This window comes from Kitasatospora sp. NPDC059795, from assembly GCF_042732175.1.
Taxonomy (GTDB): domain Bacteria; phylum Actinomycetota; class Actinomycetes; order Streptomycetales; family Streptomycetaceae; genus Kitasatospora.
In genome coordinates this window covers 30,201-45,831 of the sequence record NZ_JBHWID010000013.1, presented here as the reverse complement: position 1 = coordinate 45,831, position 15,631 = coordinate 30,201, and the positions used below count along the sequence as shown (strand labels likewise).

Below are 15,631 nucleotides of genomic sequence, written 5' to 3'. Positions count from 1 at the left end.
GCTGCCGGCTCCGGGGCCGGCCGGGTGTCCGACTTCGGCTGCCCAGCCATTCGGCCCGCACCACAGTGGCTGCGGGCCGGACGGCTGATCGGGCGTGCGGCGTCAGCCGGTGGCCAGTGCCTCGGTCGGGGTGAGCCTGGCCGCGCGGCCTGCCGGGTACAGGCCCGCGATCGCGCCGACCACTGCGGAGGCTCCGACCGCCGCCGCCAGCGCGCTGGTGGGGATGTCGAGCGGCCAGTCCTTGGCGGCCGCGTATCCGTAGGTGGACAGTCCGCCGAGTGCTGCGCCCGCTATGCCACCGAGTCCGGCGAGAGTGACCGCCTCGGTGAGGAACTGCATGCGGATCTGGCCCCGATGGGCGCCGAGCGCGCGGCGCAGGCCGATCTCCTGGCGGCGTTCCAGGACCGCGATCACCATCGTGTTGGCGACGCCGACGCCACCGACCAGCAGCGCGACCGCGCCCAGGCCGAGCAGCAGCGCGTTGAAGGTGTCCTTCGCGGCCAACTGCGCTGCCAGCGCGTCGGAGGGACGGCTGACCTTGACCTCGTTGGGCGCGCCCGGGTCGACCGTGGGAGCCAGCACGTCGCGGACGTCTTCGACGGCTGATTCGGTGGTGCGCGTGTAGACGGTGGTCGGATGCCCGTCGAAGCCCAGGTATGCCATTGCGGCTTCCCAGCCGACCAGCGCCGCCGTGTCGAGTTCTTCGGCCAGCGGCACCGGGTCGAGGATGCCGATCACGGTGAACCAGCGTTCGCCCAGCCATACCTGACCGCCCGGTGCCTCTGCCGCGAGCCGTTTCGCGGCCTTGCTGCCGAGCACCACGGCCGGGTACCTGTCGGTCGCGGGGTCCAGGAACCGGCCGCTGCGCAGCTTGCCGCCGATGGTGCCGAGCAGGTCGTCGCGGGCGGCGAGGACCGCGATGCCGCCGGTGATGGTGGTCGGGATCCGGTCGTTGCGCCGGACGGTGGCGGAGGTGTTGCCGGTGGCGGTCGCCGACAGGACCGGGCCGATCCGCTCGACCATCGCGTCCGCGTCGGGCGGCAGCGCCGCCTTGTCGCCCATGAAGTTCTGGCCCGGACCGACGGTCAGCAGATTGGTGCCCAGCTTGGCGATCTGGTCGGCGAGCCTGGCCTGGCTGGACGTGCTGATGCCGACGATCGTGACCATCGCGGCAACACCGATCGCGATGCCGAGTGCGGACAGGAAAGCACGCAGTTTGCGGCCGCGCAGGCCCGACAGGCCGACGGACAGGACATCCCGCGGCCGAAGCCGCGCCGGGCTGGGCAGCGGGCGCCTGGACTGTGCGGTCCCAGTCGACTCCCGCGGAACGGCGGTCATGTGGCCGCCCCGGCGGCGGTGTCCTCGCGGATCCGACCGTCCAGGATGCGTACCCGGCGGGGCAGGGTGTCGGCGAGCTGCGGGTCGTGGGTGATGACCGCGATCGTGGTGCCCTGTGCGTTGAGGTCGCGCAGCAGTTGGACCACCGCCGCCCCGGAGACCGAGTCCAGCGCGCCGGTCGGTTCGTCGGCGAGCACGATCTCGGGCCTGGACACCACCGCGCGGGCGATCGCGACGCGCTGCCGCTCACCGCCGGACAGCTCGTGCGGGTGGTGGCCCAGCCGGTGTCCGAGACCGACCTGTACGAGGGCTTCGGCGGCGCGTTCGCGACGCTTGGAGTGGCCGATGCCGTGGTACAGCAGCCCGGTCGCCACATTGCCGAGCGCGGTCAGGTGCGGGGAGAGGAAGAACTGCTGGAACACGAAGCCGATCCAGCGGGCCCGGACCGCCGACATGCGGCGGTCCGACAGCTTGGCGATGTCGTGGCCGAGTACTTCGACGCTGCCCGCGGTCGGCCGGTCCAGGGTGCCCATCAGGTTGAGCAGCGTGGACTTGCCGGACCCCGACGGGCCGACGATGGCCAGGAGTTCGCCCTGTCGGATCGTCAAGGAGGCGTTGTCAAGGGCGGTCAGGCCGCCGGGATATGTCTTGGACGCCGCGTGCAGCTCGATCACCGGTTCGCCGCGCACCGTCCGGGCCGTGGCGTTCGCGAATGGGCGGGTCATGAACCGGGCACCCGCACTTTCTGGTCCTTGGCGAGGCCCTCGCCGGTGATCTCGACGCGGCCGTTCGCGAACAGGCCCGGCTCCACTCCGACCAGGCGTTTGTTGCCTGTGCCGTCGACGACCTCGACGGCGTACCCGCCCTCGGCCAGCGCCACGAGGGCGTTGACGGGTACCGACAGGACTCCCTTACGGCTTTGGCTGGTGAACCCGACGGTGACCGGCGCGCTGTCGAGGGTGCCGGCTTCCTCGGGCGTGTCGAGCGTGACGACGACCTTGATCGTCGGCGTGCCGCCACCGCCCGGGCCGCCGTTCTGGTTCTCGCCCTTCTCGGCGACGGTGCCGATCGAGCTGATCGTGCCGGTGGTGGCCTTGCCGCCGGGCAGTCTGACCGTCAGTTTGTCTCCCTGCTTGGCCAGCGTCTGCTTGTCGATCGGCAGCGGCACGGTGACCTGGCGACCGGTGCCGGAGACTTCGGCGACCTCGCCCTGCGCGGGTGCGCCGATCGAGGCCTTGACCGAGGCCACCCGAACGGCGGCCGGTTGCACGACCACGGCCGAGGGGTCGACCCGGCCGGTCTGCGGAACTCCCCGGGACTTCTGCCAGCGCTTGACCGCGGCAGTGGTCCCGTCAGTGAACTTGTCGTCGACCCGGAGGTCCTTGCCGAAGCCGAGCGCGACGAGGTTCCACTTGAGCAGCCGCACGTCCACGCCGTCGGTCACCCCTTTGGACAGTGCCCGCCACAGCGGCGCTTCGCCGTAGAACAGCGTCACCGGACGGCCGTTGACCTGGTACGCCGACTCGCCCTGCTTGACGGTGTCGCCGACTTTGGGCAGCTGGGTGAAGATCCGGGTACCACCGTCCTGGTCGTCCTCGTTCTGCTTCCTGTCGTCCTTGGACGGGCCGCCGGGCGGCTTGCCGCCACTCAGTGGCGGGGGTGTGGCTCCGTTGTCCGGCTGGTTCCGGTTCTGCCCGGGGTCGGGAGCCTGTGCGTAGATGCTTCCGGTCGCCGCGTAGCCGAGGGTGCCGCCGACGTCGGCGGTGACCGTCAGGTCGCCCTGCACGATCGGCGCGGTCGCGCCGGCCTGGTCCTTGGCCGTGGCGGTGACCTTGTCCTTGCCGTCCGGTACGAGGACCAGCGCGCCGCCCACGCCGAGCGCGAGCACCACCGTGACTCCGACGATCACGGCGGTGCGGGTACGCCTGCCCATCAGCCGCCCACCGTCGCAGACGTGTTGCCGCCCGCAGGGGCGCACGCCCTGAACGCCTCCTCGAACTTGCCCCGGTCCGCGCCCGACGGGACCGGCGCCGTACCGGCCTGGTCGTCGCCCGGATTGGGGTCGGGGGCGTCGACTCCGTGCTCGCGCAGGCACTTGGCCATCTTCAGTTGCTGCTCGCGCTGCTCGGTCTTCTGCTTCTCGGTGAGCACACCGCCGTTGGGGAGCCACTTGCGGCACGCGTTGCCGGCGTCCTCCATCTTCTTCAGCTCCACGCCGTCGGAGCCCGCCGGTACCGACAGCGCGGGTCCGGCCTGCATGCTGCCGTCCGGGCCGGGGTCCGGCATGTCCACGCCGCGCTCGCGCATGCAGCCCGCGTACTTGACCATGTCGCCCTGCTCGCCGGCCGCCGCCTCGGGTGGCGCGCTGGAGGGGATCTTCCTGTCGCCGAGCGAGGCGACCTTGTGGCTCTTGTCCGAGCCGCCCGAGGAGCACGCGGACAGCATGAGGACCGAGCTGAGCGCCAGTGCGGAGGTCCCGGCCACCGCTCTGCCGATCCGGGCGCGGTGTCGTGTGGGAGGGTTGCGCATCAGAGGGTCCCCTCTCGACGGGGCGGCCCGTCGCCGCCCGGCATGAGGCAGGTCTACGCGCCCGCGGGTTGGGACCGGGTTCGCACGGCCCTAACCCGGAGCTAACCGGGTACGGCGCAGCCTGGTCGGGGCCGGCCGAGGGCGACGCGACGCCGCCACGGGGTGTCCACCGTGGCCCGGAATCCACCGCAGAACAACACGCGAAGGGGGTCGGACCCGGATGAAGGTACTCATCGTCGAAGACGAGGAGGAAATGGCGGACCTGCTGGCCGAAGGACTGCGGCGACAGGGCCTCTCCGTCGACGTCGCCCGCGACGGCGTGCAGGCGCTGGAACACGCGGCCGCCGCGGCGTACGACGTCGTGGTCCTGGACCGCGACCTGCCCGTCCTGCACGGCGACGCGGTGTGCCGGACCCTGAACGCCACCCGGCACCCCGCGCGCATCCTCATGCTGACCGCGTCAGGGTCCCTCGCCGAGCGTGTCGAGGGACTCAACCTCGGCGCTGACGACTACTTGGCGAAGCCCTTCGCGTACACCGAACTCATCGCCCGCATCCATGCGTTGTCCCGGCGGGGCAGCGGCTCGCAGCGCACGGTCCTGGAGCGCCGCGGTGTCGTCCTGGACATCCACCGGCACCTCGCCGAACGCGACGGGCGCCTGCTGCGGCTCAGCCCGAAAGAGATGATCATCCTCGAACTGCTGCTCGCCGCGAAAGGTGGCGTCGTCACCCATGGGGACCTGCTCGACGAGGCGTGGGAGGAGGCCGTCGACCCCCGCAGCACCGTGGTCAAGGTCGCGATCCACGGACTGCGCCGCAAACTCGGCGACCCACCGCTGATCGAGGCCGTACCAGGTATCGGATACCGGCTGTGAACGGGCCCGCGAAAGGACGGGGAGATCGGCGGCCGGGCCTGCGGATCCGGACCCGGTTGGCGATGCTGCACGCGGGACTGTTCCTGGCGTGCGGCGCGGTGCTGCTGTTCGTGCAGTACCTCGCGGTCAACCGGATCCTGGGAGACCGCTCCGTCGTCATCACCGGGACCCCGGTTCCAGCGCAGGCCGCCGAGACCGGAATGAGCCAGACGGCCTCCACCCAGTCATACGTCGAGGGACTGGCCCCCGCGCAGAACGCATCGGTCATGCAGGCCGCGGAGGCGCGGTTCGTCGACTTCAAGAGCCTGGTCCTGGACTCCCTCCTCAGCCAGTCGCTGATCACCCTGGCGATCCTCGCGGTGGTCTCCGCCAGCCTGGGCTGGTGGACTGCCGGGCGTTCTCTCGCGCGGTTGCACAAGGTCACCGGCGCCGCGCGACGCATCTCCGAGCAGAACCTGCACGACAGGCTGGCCCTGGTCGGCCCCGACGACGAGATCAAGGAACTCGGCGACACCATCGACGCGATGCTGGTACGCCTGGAGCGGTCCTTCGACGCGAACCGCCGCTTCGCCGCCAACGCCTCGCACGAGCTGCGCACCCCGCTCGCGCTCCAGCGCACCTCCCTGGAGATTCCGCTCGCCGAGGGGCGGGTTCCCGACGACCTCAAGCCCTCGATCGAGCGCGCGCTGCGAGCGACCGCGCGCAGCGACAGGCTGGTCGCCGGCCTGCTGCTGCTCGCCAGCGGCCAGCAGGGTCCGCAGAGCTCTCAGGCCACCGACCTCGCGGACCTGGCCGCCGACGCGGTAGACCTCTACCGCGCTCAGGCCGCCGCTGCGGGCATCACCGTCACCACCGACCTGGACCACGCCCCGACCTCGGGCGACCCGGTTCTGCTCGGCCAGGTCGCGGCCAACCTGGTCCAGAACGCGGTCCGCCACAACGTGCTCGACCGCGAGGGCGACGTCCGGGTGAGCACGGGACGCGTCGCAGGCGGAGCGGAGCTGCGCGTGGACAACACCGGCCCAACCGTCGACCCGACCAATGTCGAGCACCTGTTCGAGCCATTCCATCGCGGTGAGGCCGCGCGACTGTCCACCGGAAGGCCCGGCTCGGGGCTCGGCCTGTCGATCGTCCGCGCGGTGGTCGAGAGCCACGGCGGCACGGTCGTTGCCGGTGCCAGGGCGACCGGCGGCCTGAGAGTGACCGTGTTCCTACCGGAGGGCTCCGGGAGCGAGTAGGAACGGATGGCGCTCCCTGGGGAAGGAGGCACCGACACGCGTGGCACTCTCACCCAGCCAAGGCTGGTGACGTCACCGAACTTCCGGCATCCGGTGACGTTGGTGAAGGAGCTGATCACGCTGGACGACGTGTCCGGTGGGCGGGTGACTCCGGGGATCGGGGTCGGCGGGATGGGGTTCGACGCGACGGCGATGGGCCAGGAGGCGTGGTCGCCGAAGGAGCGCGCGGACCGGTTCGGGGAGTTCCTACCGCTGCTGGACGAGCTGCTGCGCACCGCCCCTCGCCCCACCGGCGCGCGGCCCAGCGGCGATGTCAGCTTCGTGGCGGGTCGGTGTAGATGGTCTCGCTCTGCGTGATGGGATGCAGGCCGCGGTAGTCCCAGCTGAGCGTGTGCGGGCCGGGGAGATAGCCGGCGTGGGTGGTCTGTTCGGCGAGGGTGGGACCGTCCCACGTGAAATGGGTCTGCTCCTCGACCGCGATGCCGTCGACGCCCAACCGCTGCTTGGTGATGCGCCGTCGGAACGGATCGTAGAGGTAGCGCCAGCGGCGGCCGTCCGGAGTGGTGACGTCGGCGAGACGGTCCTCCGCGTCCCAGGAGTAGCGCCAGGTCTCGGGCTTCTTCGACAGTCGGGACCTCTACCGGAGGGTGATGCGGCCGGCGGCGTCACCCACCCGAGCGACCCGAGCCTCGGTCGCGCCCGCTGATCGATGATCGGTGCGCGGGCGCGCGCTTGGCGTCCTGGTCAGCCCCGGCCGGTCGTGAAGGGGTCGACGTTGAGGTCGCCGCAGACGTTGAGGGTGCCGTTGTCGACGCCGCCGGTCACGGCCACCTGCGTCTGCTGGGTGGTGTTCGGCAGGATGATCGAGACCTTGGAGCCGGCCACCGCGCACACGTAGCGGCCGGAGGAGCTGGCCTGGCCGTTCACGTCGCTGTAGAGCAGGTTTGCGGTGGCCTGCGCGCCCGGGGCCAGCGTCACGGGGGTGGTTGAGCCGCCCTGGTGGCGCACGGCGTCGATCGGGGAGGACTTGCCCTGGTCGTCGGCGAGTTGGACGCCGGGGAAGCCGGTGAGGGTGCAGCTGCGGCCGGAGGTGTTGGTCGCGTGGATGGTCGCCAGGGCGGGCTGCTGCTCGGAGGCGCGGGCCGTGGGGCCGGTCACGCTGAGCTTCACGTCGGCGGTGGTGCAGTGCTTGCTGTCGGCGGCCGTGCCGGAGGCGCCGGTCCCGCTGCCCGGCGTCGAACCCGACGTGCCCGAGGTCGCGCCGGTGCTCGAACTCGCCGTGCCCGTCGTTCCGGACGTGGCCGAAGCCGGCGCCGAGGACGCGGGGCCCGCCGCCGAGGACGAGCCGGTGCCCGACCCGCTGCTGCAGGCGGTCAGCGCGAGGCCGGCGGTCAGCGTGGCGGCAGCGGCGGCGATCAGGCGTGTTGCAGTGCGCATGGTGTGTGCCCCCAGAGGGCAGGGCTTCCTGCCGTTCGATGTCTCTTGTTCGTGACCCTTCAGCACCAGTTGTATCGCACGAAGATCCACAGCTTCATTCGTCGGATGTCACAGCCGTGCCACAGCGGCGAGGCGGCGTGATCGGGTCGGTGGTCGTACGCGTGGGCGACACGCACTCGTTTCGGCGATACGCGATCGTTCCGGTGCACCTTCGGACCATTTGCGCAGCGGTGCCGCAGCGTCGGCTAGCGTGCAGCCGTGAAAGAGCGGGAGGGCTCGCATGACTGTCGTGGTACGGAACGAGGACGAGGCGTCGCTGCGAGGCCTGATCGAGCGCTGCGCCGAACTGAAGGGCGAGCTGGTCGAGTTCGCCCAGAGCGCGCGGTTCGACCCGTGGCTGACCCCGCTCCTGCTGGACGCGGCAGGACCTGAGCGACGGCTGGACGAGGACGAGGCGGTCCGAATCATCGATCACTTCATCCTCCGGTACCCCCTGCCGGGCGGCACGACCGTGGTGGACCAATTCATGGCTGGACGGCGGGACTTGACCGAGGCCGACCGGGCGATGCTGCTCGGCTGGCACGACCCGGTCGAGGGCGTCTTCGAGATCCGGCGCAAGGACGGGGACGCCGTCGTCCTGCTGAACCTGGTCGACGACCTGGAGTACCGCACGTACTCGAACGTCGGGCCGGCGGCCTTCCGCAGAACGTCCAAGGGAAGCTTCCTCGTTGCTTGCCTGGTGCCCGTTCACTCGGCCGACGGGGCCTGGCTGATCTCCGGCGCGATGTCGCACTACCCGAGGTCCAGCGCCACCGAGATCGCCCGGGCCGCGCTCCAACTGGCCACCAGCCACCCCGAGCTGGTCTTCCGCAACCCCGAGAAGATCGAGCAGGAGTGGGAGTCGATGCGGGAGGACCGGGCCGCGTTCATCGAGTTCTGCGGCAGCGACGAACTGGTCCTTTCCCCGGCCGAGGCCGAGGACCGGCTCAATGCCTACTACCGGCACCGGCAGGAGGCCGCCGTCGCCGAGCATCCCGACCGCACCCGGGGCAGGCGGCTGCCCGGCCTGGCCTTCCCGGCCTTCGAACTGCCGGAAGAACTCGCGGAATCGGACACCGTCGGCGTCATCTACGACGAGGTCGACGGGCTCAACTTCTACGCCGACTACGGGATGCTGCGGGACCTCTTCGCCGACCCGGCCCTCCCGGGCCGCAGGCAGCACCAGGACCTGCTGCGTGTGTACCTGCGCGAGGAGTCGATCGCGCCGCTGCCGATCCGCCGGCTGGCCGCCGCCCACCCGGAGACCGTCGACACGGTGTTCCGGAAGCTGCTGCGGAAGCCCGGATTCACCTGGGACGAGCACGGCGAGGAGCTACTGCGCCGACGCAAGCCCCGGTACTACGAGAACGAGCCCCGCCCCGGCGTCTCCGTGATCGGCGAGCGCCTCGGCGAACTCGCCGCGGGCGGCCGACAGCCGAGGTTCACCAGGGCACGGCGCGATCACCCATAGGGCTTCCTCCTCGGACACGAGTCCGGCCGCGCGAGGTCGAACACGAGTCCGGCCGCACGAGGCCGGCGGGGAACGTTCATTCGCGTTCTCCGGGGGGTCATGGCGGTGATGCCGGGTGTTGGCCGGGCGCTGGGACGCTCGCGGGCACATCCAGCCATGTTCGCGGGGAGTGTCATGCGATTCCGAGTCCCGTCCGCAGTGCCGCTGTTGGCGGTCGGTGCGGCCCTGGTCAGTGTTGCGGCAACGGCGCCGAGTGCGGTGGCCGCGCCCGGCGCGCCGGGGCAGCGTCCGTCGTTCTGCGGGCACGACAACCGGCACACGCCGTTCGCCGGGTACCTGTGCGCCAAGCCCGGGGAGCTGTTGGACGTGCGGATCGGGGACGTCCACCCGACCCAGCCGTCGCTGGGCTACGACGAGGTGTACTACAAGCTCGGCCGGTACACGCTCGGCAAGGACGCGGTCAACAAGAAGTTCAGCGACTGGTGCGAGGCGGACGGCCGGATCGAGGCGGTCGCCGTGCAGCCGAACGCGCGGCTGGACGTCCCGTCCTCGTTCACCTGCACGCTGCCGGTCGGCGGGGAGACCGCGGACAGCGAGGCCGCGATGAAGACCGTGGTGATCGGCCCGGGCGGCGAGCCGTTCCTGACCGACGGTCACCACACGCTGACCTCGTTCTACGAGACCCCGGACGGCGGCGCGAACCTGCATGTGCGGCTGAAGGTGCTGGCGAACCTGAGCACGCTGACCCAGAAGGACTTCTGGGCGCAGATGCAGGCCAACAAGTGGGTGTACCTGAGCGACCCGCAGGGCAGGCCGGTGAAGATCAACAAGCTGCCGACCTCGGTCGGGCTGGCCAACTTCCAGGACGACACGTACCGCAGCCTGCTCTACTTCGGCCGCGACATCGGCTACACCCAGAACTCGGTGCCGTTCCAGGAGTTCTACTGGGGCAGCTGGCTCCGGGACGCCAAGCCGGTCGACCTGTCCGGCTGGAACCGCTCGGACCCGACCAGCTACCTGGCCGCCGTGAAGAGCACCACCCAGACGATGGCCGCGCTGCCGAAGAGCACCGTGATCGGCAGCGGCTTCACCGCCGCCGACCTGGGCGCGCTGGACCAGTGGAACGCCGGGAAGGCCGCCAACAAGGGCGAGTTCGACAAGCTGAGCAAGCCGTACTCGGACGCCAAGCCGGGCAAGCTGGCGTACGCGCTGGAGTACCGGAAGGTCAACGGCCTGGGCTGAGACCGTAGTTGACGCACGGAAGGGGGCCGGCGGACGTCCGCCGGCCCCCTTCGCATGCCTGGCCCCTCAGGAGCCGAGCAGGTTCGCGGCCGGCGTCTCGGCGGACTTGCCGGTGGCGGCCTTGGAGACCTGGTCGGCCGTCAGCGCCTTCTTCCAGACCTGGACGCCGGTGATCGAGCCGTTCCAGGCGTCCGCCCACTGCGACTTGTAGCGGGCCCGGCCGAGCTCCAGCGGGCCGGTGCCGTGGACGATCGACGGCGCGGCGGTGGTCTGGGCGAGGGTGCCGTCCACGTACAGCGAGATGCTCTTGGCCTTGGCGTTGTAGACGCCGGTCAGGGTGGTCCACTGGCCGGTGGCGGCGGTCGCGGTGGAGACCGCCAGCGCGCTCTTGCCGGCCTCGTTGGCGGTCTGCACCTTGAAGACCCAGCGGTTCTTGTTGGTCCCGGCGTCCTCGCGGCCCAGGTAGAAGGAGAAGAACTGTTCGCTGTTCTGCGACAGCGCCGCCTTGGACGCGCTCGCGGCGTCGTTGCGGACCACCGCGGAGACGGTGAAGTCCTTCGTGGTGTCGACGGACGCGTCGGCGGCCTCGGCGTAGCCGTCGCCGCTGCCGACCAGGTGCAGCGCCTTGCCGTCGCGGCCGTCGGCGGCGCCCACCTTCGCGGCGGTGCCGAGCTTCAGCCCGGGCACCGTGGCGGCGTCCGCGGCCGCGTCGCCCTTGCCGCCCTGGCCCCCCTGGGCGGCGTTGGCGTTCGCGGACTGCTTGGCGGACGGTGCGGCGCCGACCTGCGCGGCCTTGGGCGTGGCCGGACCGTCGCCCTTGTCCTGCACCATCACCGCGACGGCGACCATCGCGCCGGCCGTCACCAGACCGGTGGCCACGGCGGTGATGCGGACGGTCCGCTTGCGGCGTTCCTCCCGCGCGTCGGCCTCCGCCATCGTCCGCCAGTACGCCGCTTCCGCTCCCCCGACCACCGGCTCTCTGGTCGCGCCCGCGTTCCCCGCTGCCCGCCTGCCAGCCACGTTCTCCCCGATCCGTACGCCTGCTTGTCGGCGGAACTCTAGGTGGCCCGGTTCGAACACGCGAACCGGAATGCCCCGCAGCACTCCACCCCGAGCACCGTAACGGCGCTCGGGGCGGAGGAAGTTGACCCGATTTCGATCAGGGGCGGTGGCACCGGGCACGGCGGTGGCGGCAAGGACGGCGAGGCGGGTGCGGCGACGGTGGACGGACATCGGCCGCTCCCCCGGAACTGATGCCTGCGGGTGGTGGTCGCGGCGCGTGCTCGGGTGCGTTCCGCTCGGCCCGGCGAGGGCCGTTGAGGGAATTCCGCCGTCCGTGCACGGATACGGGGTGGGGGTATGGTTGCCCGGATGGAACGGACGGGGCGGGCAGGTGATCCCGCCGGGCGGACGGTCGCCCGGTGGGCGGTGCTGTGCGCCCTGCTGCTCGGGCTGTTCCTGATGCACGGGAGCCCGGCGAGCGCCGCCGGCTGTCACCGGACGACGGAGCCCCCGGCCGTCGCCCACCACGCGGCGGCGCACGCCGACGAGGGGAGCGCCCGGGCCGCCGCTCGTGCGCCGGGCGCGCACGAGGGTGCGGCCGTCGACTGCCTCGCCACCCCGGCCCGCGACCGGCTGCCGCACACCGCCCCGCCCGCCGCCGTGCCGTGGAGCCACCCGGGGCCCGTTGCGGCCGGCCCGCTCCACGCGACCGCTGCCGAGGGCGGCCGGGCGCCGCCGGACGGCGGGTGGGACCTGCTGCTCCGGGTCTGCGTCGCCCGCAGGTGAGAACGCCACCCGGCCGCCCCGTCGAGGGCCGCCGGGCGCCGCGTCCTGCCCGCGAACCGCGCACCTTGGAGCGAACTCCGATGACCCGCACCACCACGACCACCCGCCGTACCCTGCTCACCGCCGCGGCCGCCGCCGCGCTCGCCCTCACGCTGGCCGCCTGCGGCAGCGACCCGATGCCCGGCATGGACCACGGCGCCGCGCCCTCCGCCACCGCCGCCGACCACGACATGCCCGGCATGAGCCACGGCCCGGACGGCATGGCGGGCATGCCCGGCATGGACCACGGCGCGAACGGGCTCGCCGCCGAACAGGGCGGCTACCGCCTGGAGGGCAGCCTCGCCGACACCGAGTACCGGTTCACCGTGACCGGCCCGGACGGCAAGGTGCTCACCGAGTACCAGCCCGAGCAGACCAAGGAGATGCACTTCTACGCGATCCGCTCCGACCTGTCCGGCTTCCAGCACCTGCACCCGACGCGCTCCGCCGACGGCACCTGGACGGCCCCGCTGGCCGCCCTGCAGCCCGGCGAGTGGCGGATGTACGCCTCGTTCGTCCCCGGCGCGGGCAGCGGCAAGGGCACTGGCCTGGTGCTCAGCCGCACCGCCACCGTGGCCGGGCAGGCCGATCCGGTACCGCTGCCGGCGGCCGCGACCAGCACCACCGTCGACGGATACACCGTGACGGTGGCCGGTGCGCCGAAGGCCGGCGCGGCCGGGGAGCTGACCGTCACCGTCGCCAAGGACGGCAGGCCCGTCACCGACCTGGAGCCCTACCTGGAGACGTACGCGCACCTCACCGCCTTCCACGCCGGCGACCAGGCGTTCGCCCACCTCCACCCGGAGGGCGCGGCCGCCACCGGGGCCGGCGGCGGCCCGACCCTGGCGTTCCACGCCGAACTGCCGAAGCCCGGCGACTGGCGGCTGTTCCTCCAGTTCCGGACCGGCGGCACCCTGCACACCGCGGCGATCACCCTGAACGTCGCCGCCTGACCGCCCCGGGCCCGCCCCGAACCCGCCCCGACCCGGGTCGGGGCGGGTTCTCGCACGAGTGCGCGAAGATGGACGGATGACCGCCTCCCCGCGCCCCCGCCTGATCGCCACCGACCTCGACGGCACCCTGCTGTGCCCCGGCGGGACGGTCTCCACCCGGACGGCGGCCGCGCTGGCCGCCGCCGAGGCAGCCGGGGTGCAGGTGGTCTTCGTCACCGGCCGCCCGCCGCGCTGGATGCGCCACCTGGGCCCGCACATCGGCGGCCACGGCGTGGCGATCTGTTCCAACGGCGGCGCGGTGGTCGACGTCCGGCGCGGCGAACTGCTGGAGAGCAGCCCGCTGGACCTCGCCGACACGCTCGCCGTGGTGGACCGGCTGCGCGCCGAACTCCCCGACACCGCCTTCGCGTTCGAGTTCCCGGAGGGCTTCGCGCGGGAACCCGGGTACACCGTCTTCATGGGCGAGTCCGACAACGACCACCCGGTCGGCCCGGCCGCCGAACTCCTCGCCTCCGGCCGCGTGAACGGCCTGTTCAAGTTGCTCGGCAAGCACCCCGACCTCTCCCCCGACGAGTTCCTCGACCGCGCCCGCGCCGTCGTCGGCCCCCTCGCCGAAGTCACCCGCTCCAGCCCCATCCCGCTGATCGAGATCAGCGCCCCGGGCGTCACCAAGGCCAGCAGCCTCGCCCGCTGGTGCGCCCAGCACGGCATCGACGCCGCCGAGGTCGTCGCCTTCGGCGACATGCCCAACGACCTCGACATGCTCGCCTGGGCCGGCCAGTCCTACGCCGTCGCCAACGCCCACCCCCTCGTCCTCGCCTCCGTCACCCGCCACACCGTCAGCAACGCGCACGACGGCGTCGCCGCCGTCATCGAAACCCTGCTCTGACGGCTCGTCACAGCCGGGCCGTCCAACGGACCCGGGTGCCCTTGGCGTGGGGGCCGGGTTCGTGCCAGGCGTCGCCGCCGAGGGCTTCGGCGCGGCGGGTGAGGTTGCGGAGGCCGGAGCGGCGACCGTTGGCGGGGATGCCGGTGCCGTCGTCGGTGACGGTGAGCAGGACGCCGGGAAGGCCGGGGCAGCTGGGGCCGGGGGCGACGGGGCGGCCGTCGGGGCCGAGGTGGACGGTGGCGTCGACCTCGACGGAGACCCGCGAGGCGCGGGCGTGGCGGGCGGTGTTGGAGAGCATCTCCCGCAGTGCGGCGAGGAGTTGGCGGGAGGCCTGTTCGCCGACCAGGCTCTCCACCGGGCCGGTGAAGGTGATGGAGGGCCGGAAGCCGAGGGCCGCCGCGGCCTGGCTTCCCTCGCGCAGGACGCGGGTGCGCAGGGTGTCGGGTTCGTCGTCGGTGTCGCCGTGCTGGAGGGCGTAGATGGTGGTGCGGACTTCCTGAATGGTGGCGTCGAGTTCGTCGACGGCCTGCCCGATGCGTTCCTTCACCTCGGGGACGACGGCCCGGCGGGCGGCGGACTCCAGCATCATGCCGGTGGCGAAGAGGCGTTGGATGACCAGGTCGTGCAGGTCGCGGGCGATCCGGTCGCGGTCCTGGAAGACCGCCAGGCGCTGCTGGTTGAGCTGGTACTCGGCGAGTCGCAGGGCCAGCGCGGCCTGCGAGGCGAAGGTCTGGGCGAGTTGCCGTTCGGTGCCGGTGAAGGGCGCGGTGCCGGCTTCGCGCCAGACGCAGAGCGCGCCCAGCACCCGGCCCGCGGAGACCATCGGCACGGCCAGGCAGGGCCCGAACTCCCGTGCCAACCGGTCGAACTGACTGTCCGTGGCCGCTTCGGACGCGGCCGTCGGATCACCCTGGTGGACGGGTTCGCCGGCCAGCAGTCGAGGGGCGAGGCCGTGTTCGGGGAGCAGTTCGCCGGTGAGGTAGTCGGCGCGTTCCCCGGAGGCGTACGCGACCCGCATCCGGTCCTCGCCGGCCGGCAGCAGGACCATGCCGAGCGCGCCCTCGGCGAGTTCGCGGACCTGTTCGGCGGCGACGGTCAGCGCGATCCGCGCCTCGTCGGTGGAGAGCAGCGAGGTGGTGACGGCGGCCGCGGCGGTGATCCAGCGTTCGCGGCGCCGGCCCTCCTCGTACAGCCGGGAGTTCTCGATCGCGACGCCCGCGGCGGCGGCCAGCGCCAGCACCACCTGCTCGTCCTCGGGGGTGAACGCGCCGCCGCCCTGCTTCTCGGTCAGGTAGAGGTTGCCGAACACCTCGCCGCGGACCCGGATCGGCACGCCCAGGAAGGACACCATCGGCGGGTGCGCGGGCGGGAAGCCGACCGAGCGCGGGTCGGTGGAGAGGTCGGTCAGCCGCAGCGGCCGCGGGTCGTCGATGAGCGCGCCGAGGATGCCGCGTCCGGTGGGCAGCCGGCCGATCCGGCGGGCGGTGGCGTCGTCGACGCCGATGTGGATGAAGTCGGACAGGCCGCTGCCGTGCGGGTTGACCACGCCGAGCGCGGCGTACCGGGCGTCGACCAGTTCGGCGGCGCCGGAGGCGATCCGCTGCAGGGTGGTGTGCGGGTCGAGGTTGGCGCCGACCGAGACCACGGCCTCCAGCAGGCGCTGCATCCGGTCGGCCACCGCGGCGGCGGACTGCAGCCGTTCGGAGACCTCGGTGACCAGGGTGTCGAGCCCGAGCGAGGAGATCTCGGGAATGCGCGGTGGACCGTTCTCGGCGGCCGGCTGATCCATGCCAC

At 72.3% G+C, this 15,631-nt stretch carries 16 protein-coding genes and 1 pseudogene; 9 read left to right on the top strand and 8 right to left on the bottom strand.

The annotated features are described in order from the left end of the window. Positions 1–102: 102 nt before the first annotated feature. Genes ACFV4P_RS24860 through ACFV4P_RS24845 form a run of 4 tightly spaced genes read right to left on the bottom strand, consistent with a single transcriptional unit; the run spans position 103 to position 3,867 of the window. Positions 103–1,338 carry an ABC transporter permease gene (locus ACFV4P_RS24860; RefSeq protein ID WP_380474623.1) on the bottom strand — a complete coding sequence of 412 codons (1,236 nt, stop codon included), beginning with the start codon at positions 1,336–1,338 and terminating at the stop codon, positions 103–105. Next, a complete protein-coding gene (locus ACFV4P_RS24855) occupies positions 1,335–2,063 on the bottom strand; it encodes an ABC transporter ATP-binding protein (protein ID WP_380474621.1) in 729 nt (242 codons plus the stop codon). Before ACFV4P_RS24855 ends, ACFV4P_RS24860 begins: the two co-directional genes overlap by 4 nt. Further along, positions 2,060–3,271, bottom strand: a complete 1,212-nt coding sequence (locus ACFV4P_RS24850; protein ID WP_380474619.1) for a peptidoglycan-binding protein — start codon at positions 3,269–3,271, stop codon at positions 2,060–2,062. Before ACFV4P_RS24850 ends, ACFV4P_RS24855 begins: the two co-directional genes overlap by 4 nt. Further along, a complete protein-coding gene (locus tag ACFV4P_RS24845) occupies positions 3,271–3,867 on the bottom strand; it encodes a hypothetical protein (RefSeq protein ID WP_380474617.1) in 597 nt (198 codons plus the stop codon). The genes ACFV4P_RS24850 and ACFV4P_RS24845 overlap by 1 nt, the downstream gene beginning before the upstream one ends. A gap of 220 nt (positions 3,868–4,087) precedes the next feature. Here ACFV4P_RS24845 and ACFV4P_RS24840 point away from each other — a divergent pair, with 220 nt between their 5' ends. The 3 genes and pseudogenes from ACFV4P_RS24840 to ACFV4P_RS24830 form a co-directional block, all read left to right on the top strand. Further along, a complete protein-coding gene (locus tag ACFV4P_RS24840; RefSeq protein WP_380474615.1) occupies positions 4,088–4,741 on the top strand; it encodes a response regulator transcription factor in 654 nt (217 codons plus the stop codon). A 62-nt stretch (positions 4,742–4,803) separates the two neighbouring features. Next, positions 4,804–5,979 carry a sensor histidine kinase gene (locus tag ACFV4P_RS24835; protein WP_380474613.1) on the top strand — a complete coding sequence of 392 codons (1,176 nt, stop codon included), beginning with the start codon at positions 4,804–4,806 and terminating at the stop codon, positions 5,977–5,979. 63 nt (positions 5,980–6,042) lie between these two features. Continuing rightward, positions 6,043–6,249 (top strand): annotated as a pseudogene (locus ACFV4P_RS24830) (LLM class flavin-dependent oxidoreductase); the annotation flags it as partial. 43 nt (positions 6,250–6,292) lie between these two features. Here the strand turns inward: ACFV4P_RS24830 and ACFV4P_RS24825 are convergent. Both ACFV4P_RS24825 and ACFV4P_RS24820 read right to left on the bottom strand, forming a co-directional pair. After that, on the bottom strand, positions 6,293–6,607 hold the full coding sequence (locus tag ACFV4P_RS24825) for an RHS repeat domain-containing protein (RefSeq protein WP_380474940.1): 315 nt from the start codon (positions 6,605–6,607) through the stop codon (positions 6,293–6,295). A 116-nt stretch (positions 6,608–6,723) separates the two neighbouring features. Next, positions 6,724–7,137, bottom strand: a complete 414-nt coding sequence (locus ACFV4P_RS24820) for a DUF4232 domain-containing protein (protein ID WP_380474611.1) — start codon at positions 7,135–7,137, stop codon at positions 6,724–6,726. Here ACFV4P_RS24820 and ACFV4P_RS24815 point away from each other — a divergent pair. The 3 genes from ACFV4P_RS24815 (at position 7,124) to ACFV4P_RS24805 (ending at position 10,168) form a co-directional block, all read left to right on the top strand. Continuing rightward, complete coding sequence (locus ACFV4P_RS24815) at positions 7,124–7,471, top strand: hypothetical protein (RefSeq protein ID WP_380474609.1); 348 nt, start codon at positions 7,124–7,126, stop codon at positions 7,469–7,471. The two genes, ACFV4P_RS24820 and ACFV4P_RS24815, sit on opposite strands and share 14 nt — an antisense overlap. Before the next feature lie 225 nt (positions 7,472–7,696). Next, positions 7,697–8,926 (top strand): hypothetical protein, encoded by a 1,230-nt coding sequence (locus tag ACFV4P_RS24810; RefSeq protein WP_380474607.1) that lies wholly within the window; start codon positions 7,697–7,699, stop codon positions 8,924–8,926. A gap of 174 nt (positions 8,927–9,100) precedes the next feature. After that, on the top strand, positions 9,101–10,168 hold the full coding sequence (locus ACFV4P_RS24805) for a ParB-like protein (protein ID WP_380474605.1): 1,068 nt from the start codon (positions 9,101–9,103) through the stop codon (positions 10,166–10,168). Positions 10,169–10,234: 66 nt separating this feature from the next. Here the strand turns inward: ACFV4P_RS24805 and ACFV4P_RS24800 are convergent, their stop codons facing one another. Next, positions 10,235–11,104 carry a LamG domain-containing protein gene (locus tag ACFV4P_RS24800; protein WP_380474603.1) on the bottom strand — a complete coding sequence of 290 codons (870 nt, stop codon included), beginning with the start codon at positions 11,102–11,104 and terminating at the stop codon, positions 10,235–10,237. A gap of 435 nt (positions 11,105–11,539) precedes the next feature. On the opposite strand from ACFV4P_RS24800, the gene ACFV4P_RS24795 reads away from it, so the two are divergent. From ACFV4P_RS24795 to ACFV4P_RS24785, 3 genes are all read left to right on the top strand, one after another. Then, the gene (locus ACFV4P_RS24795; RefSeq protein ID WP_380474602.1) at positions 11,540–11,956 is read left to right on the top strand and encodes a hypothetical protein; all 417 of its coding nucleotides are present in this window, start codon (positions 11,540–11,542) and stop codon (positions 11,954–11,956) included. A gap of 80 nt (positions 11,957–12,036) precedes the next feature. After that, positions 12,037–12,948, top strand: a complete 912-nt coding sequence (locus ACFV4P_RS24790) for a hypothetical protein (protein ID WP_380474600.1) — start codon at positions 12,037–12,039, stop codon at positions 12,946–12,948. Positions 12,949–13,024: 76 nt separating this feature from the next. Further along, on the top strand, positions 13,025–13,837 hold the full coding sequence (locus ACFV4P_RS24785; RefSeq protein ID WP_380474598.1) for an HAD family hydrolase: 813 nt from the start codon (positions 13,025–13,027) through the stop codon (positions 13,835–13,837). Positions 13,838–13,844: 7 nt separating this feature from the next. Here the strand turns inward: ACFV4P_RS24785 and ACFV4P_RS24780 are convergent, their stop codons facing one another. After that, a complete protein-coding gene (locus ACFV4P_RS24780; RefSeq protein WP_380474596.1) occupies positions 13,845–15,626 on the bottom strand; it encodes a GAF domain-containing sensor histidine kinase in 1,782 nt (593 codons plus the stop codon). Positions 15,627–15,631: the final 5 nt, after the last annotated feature.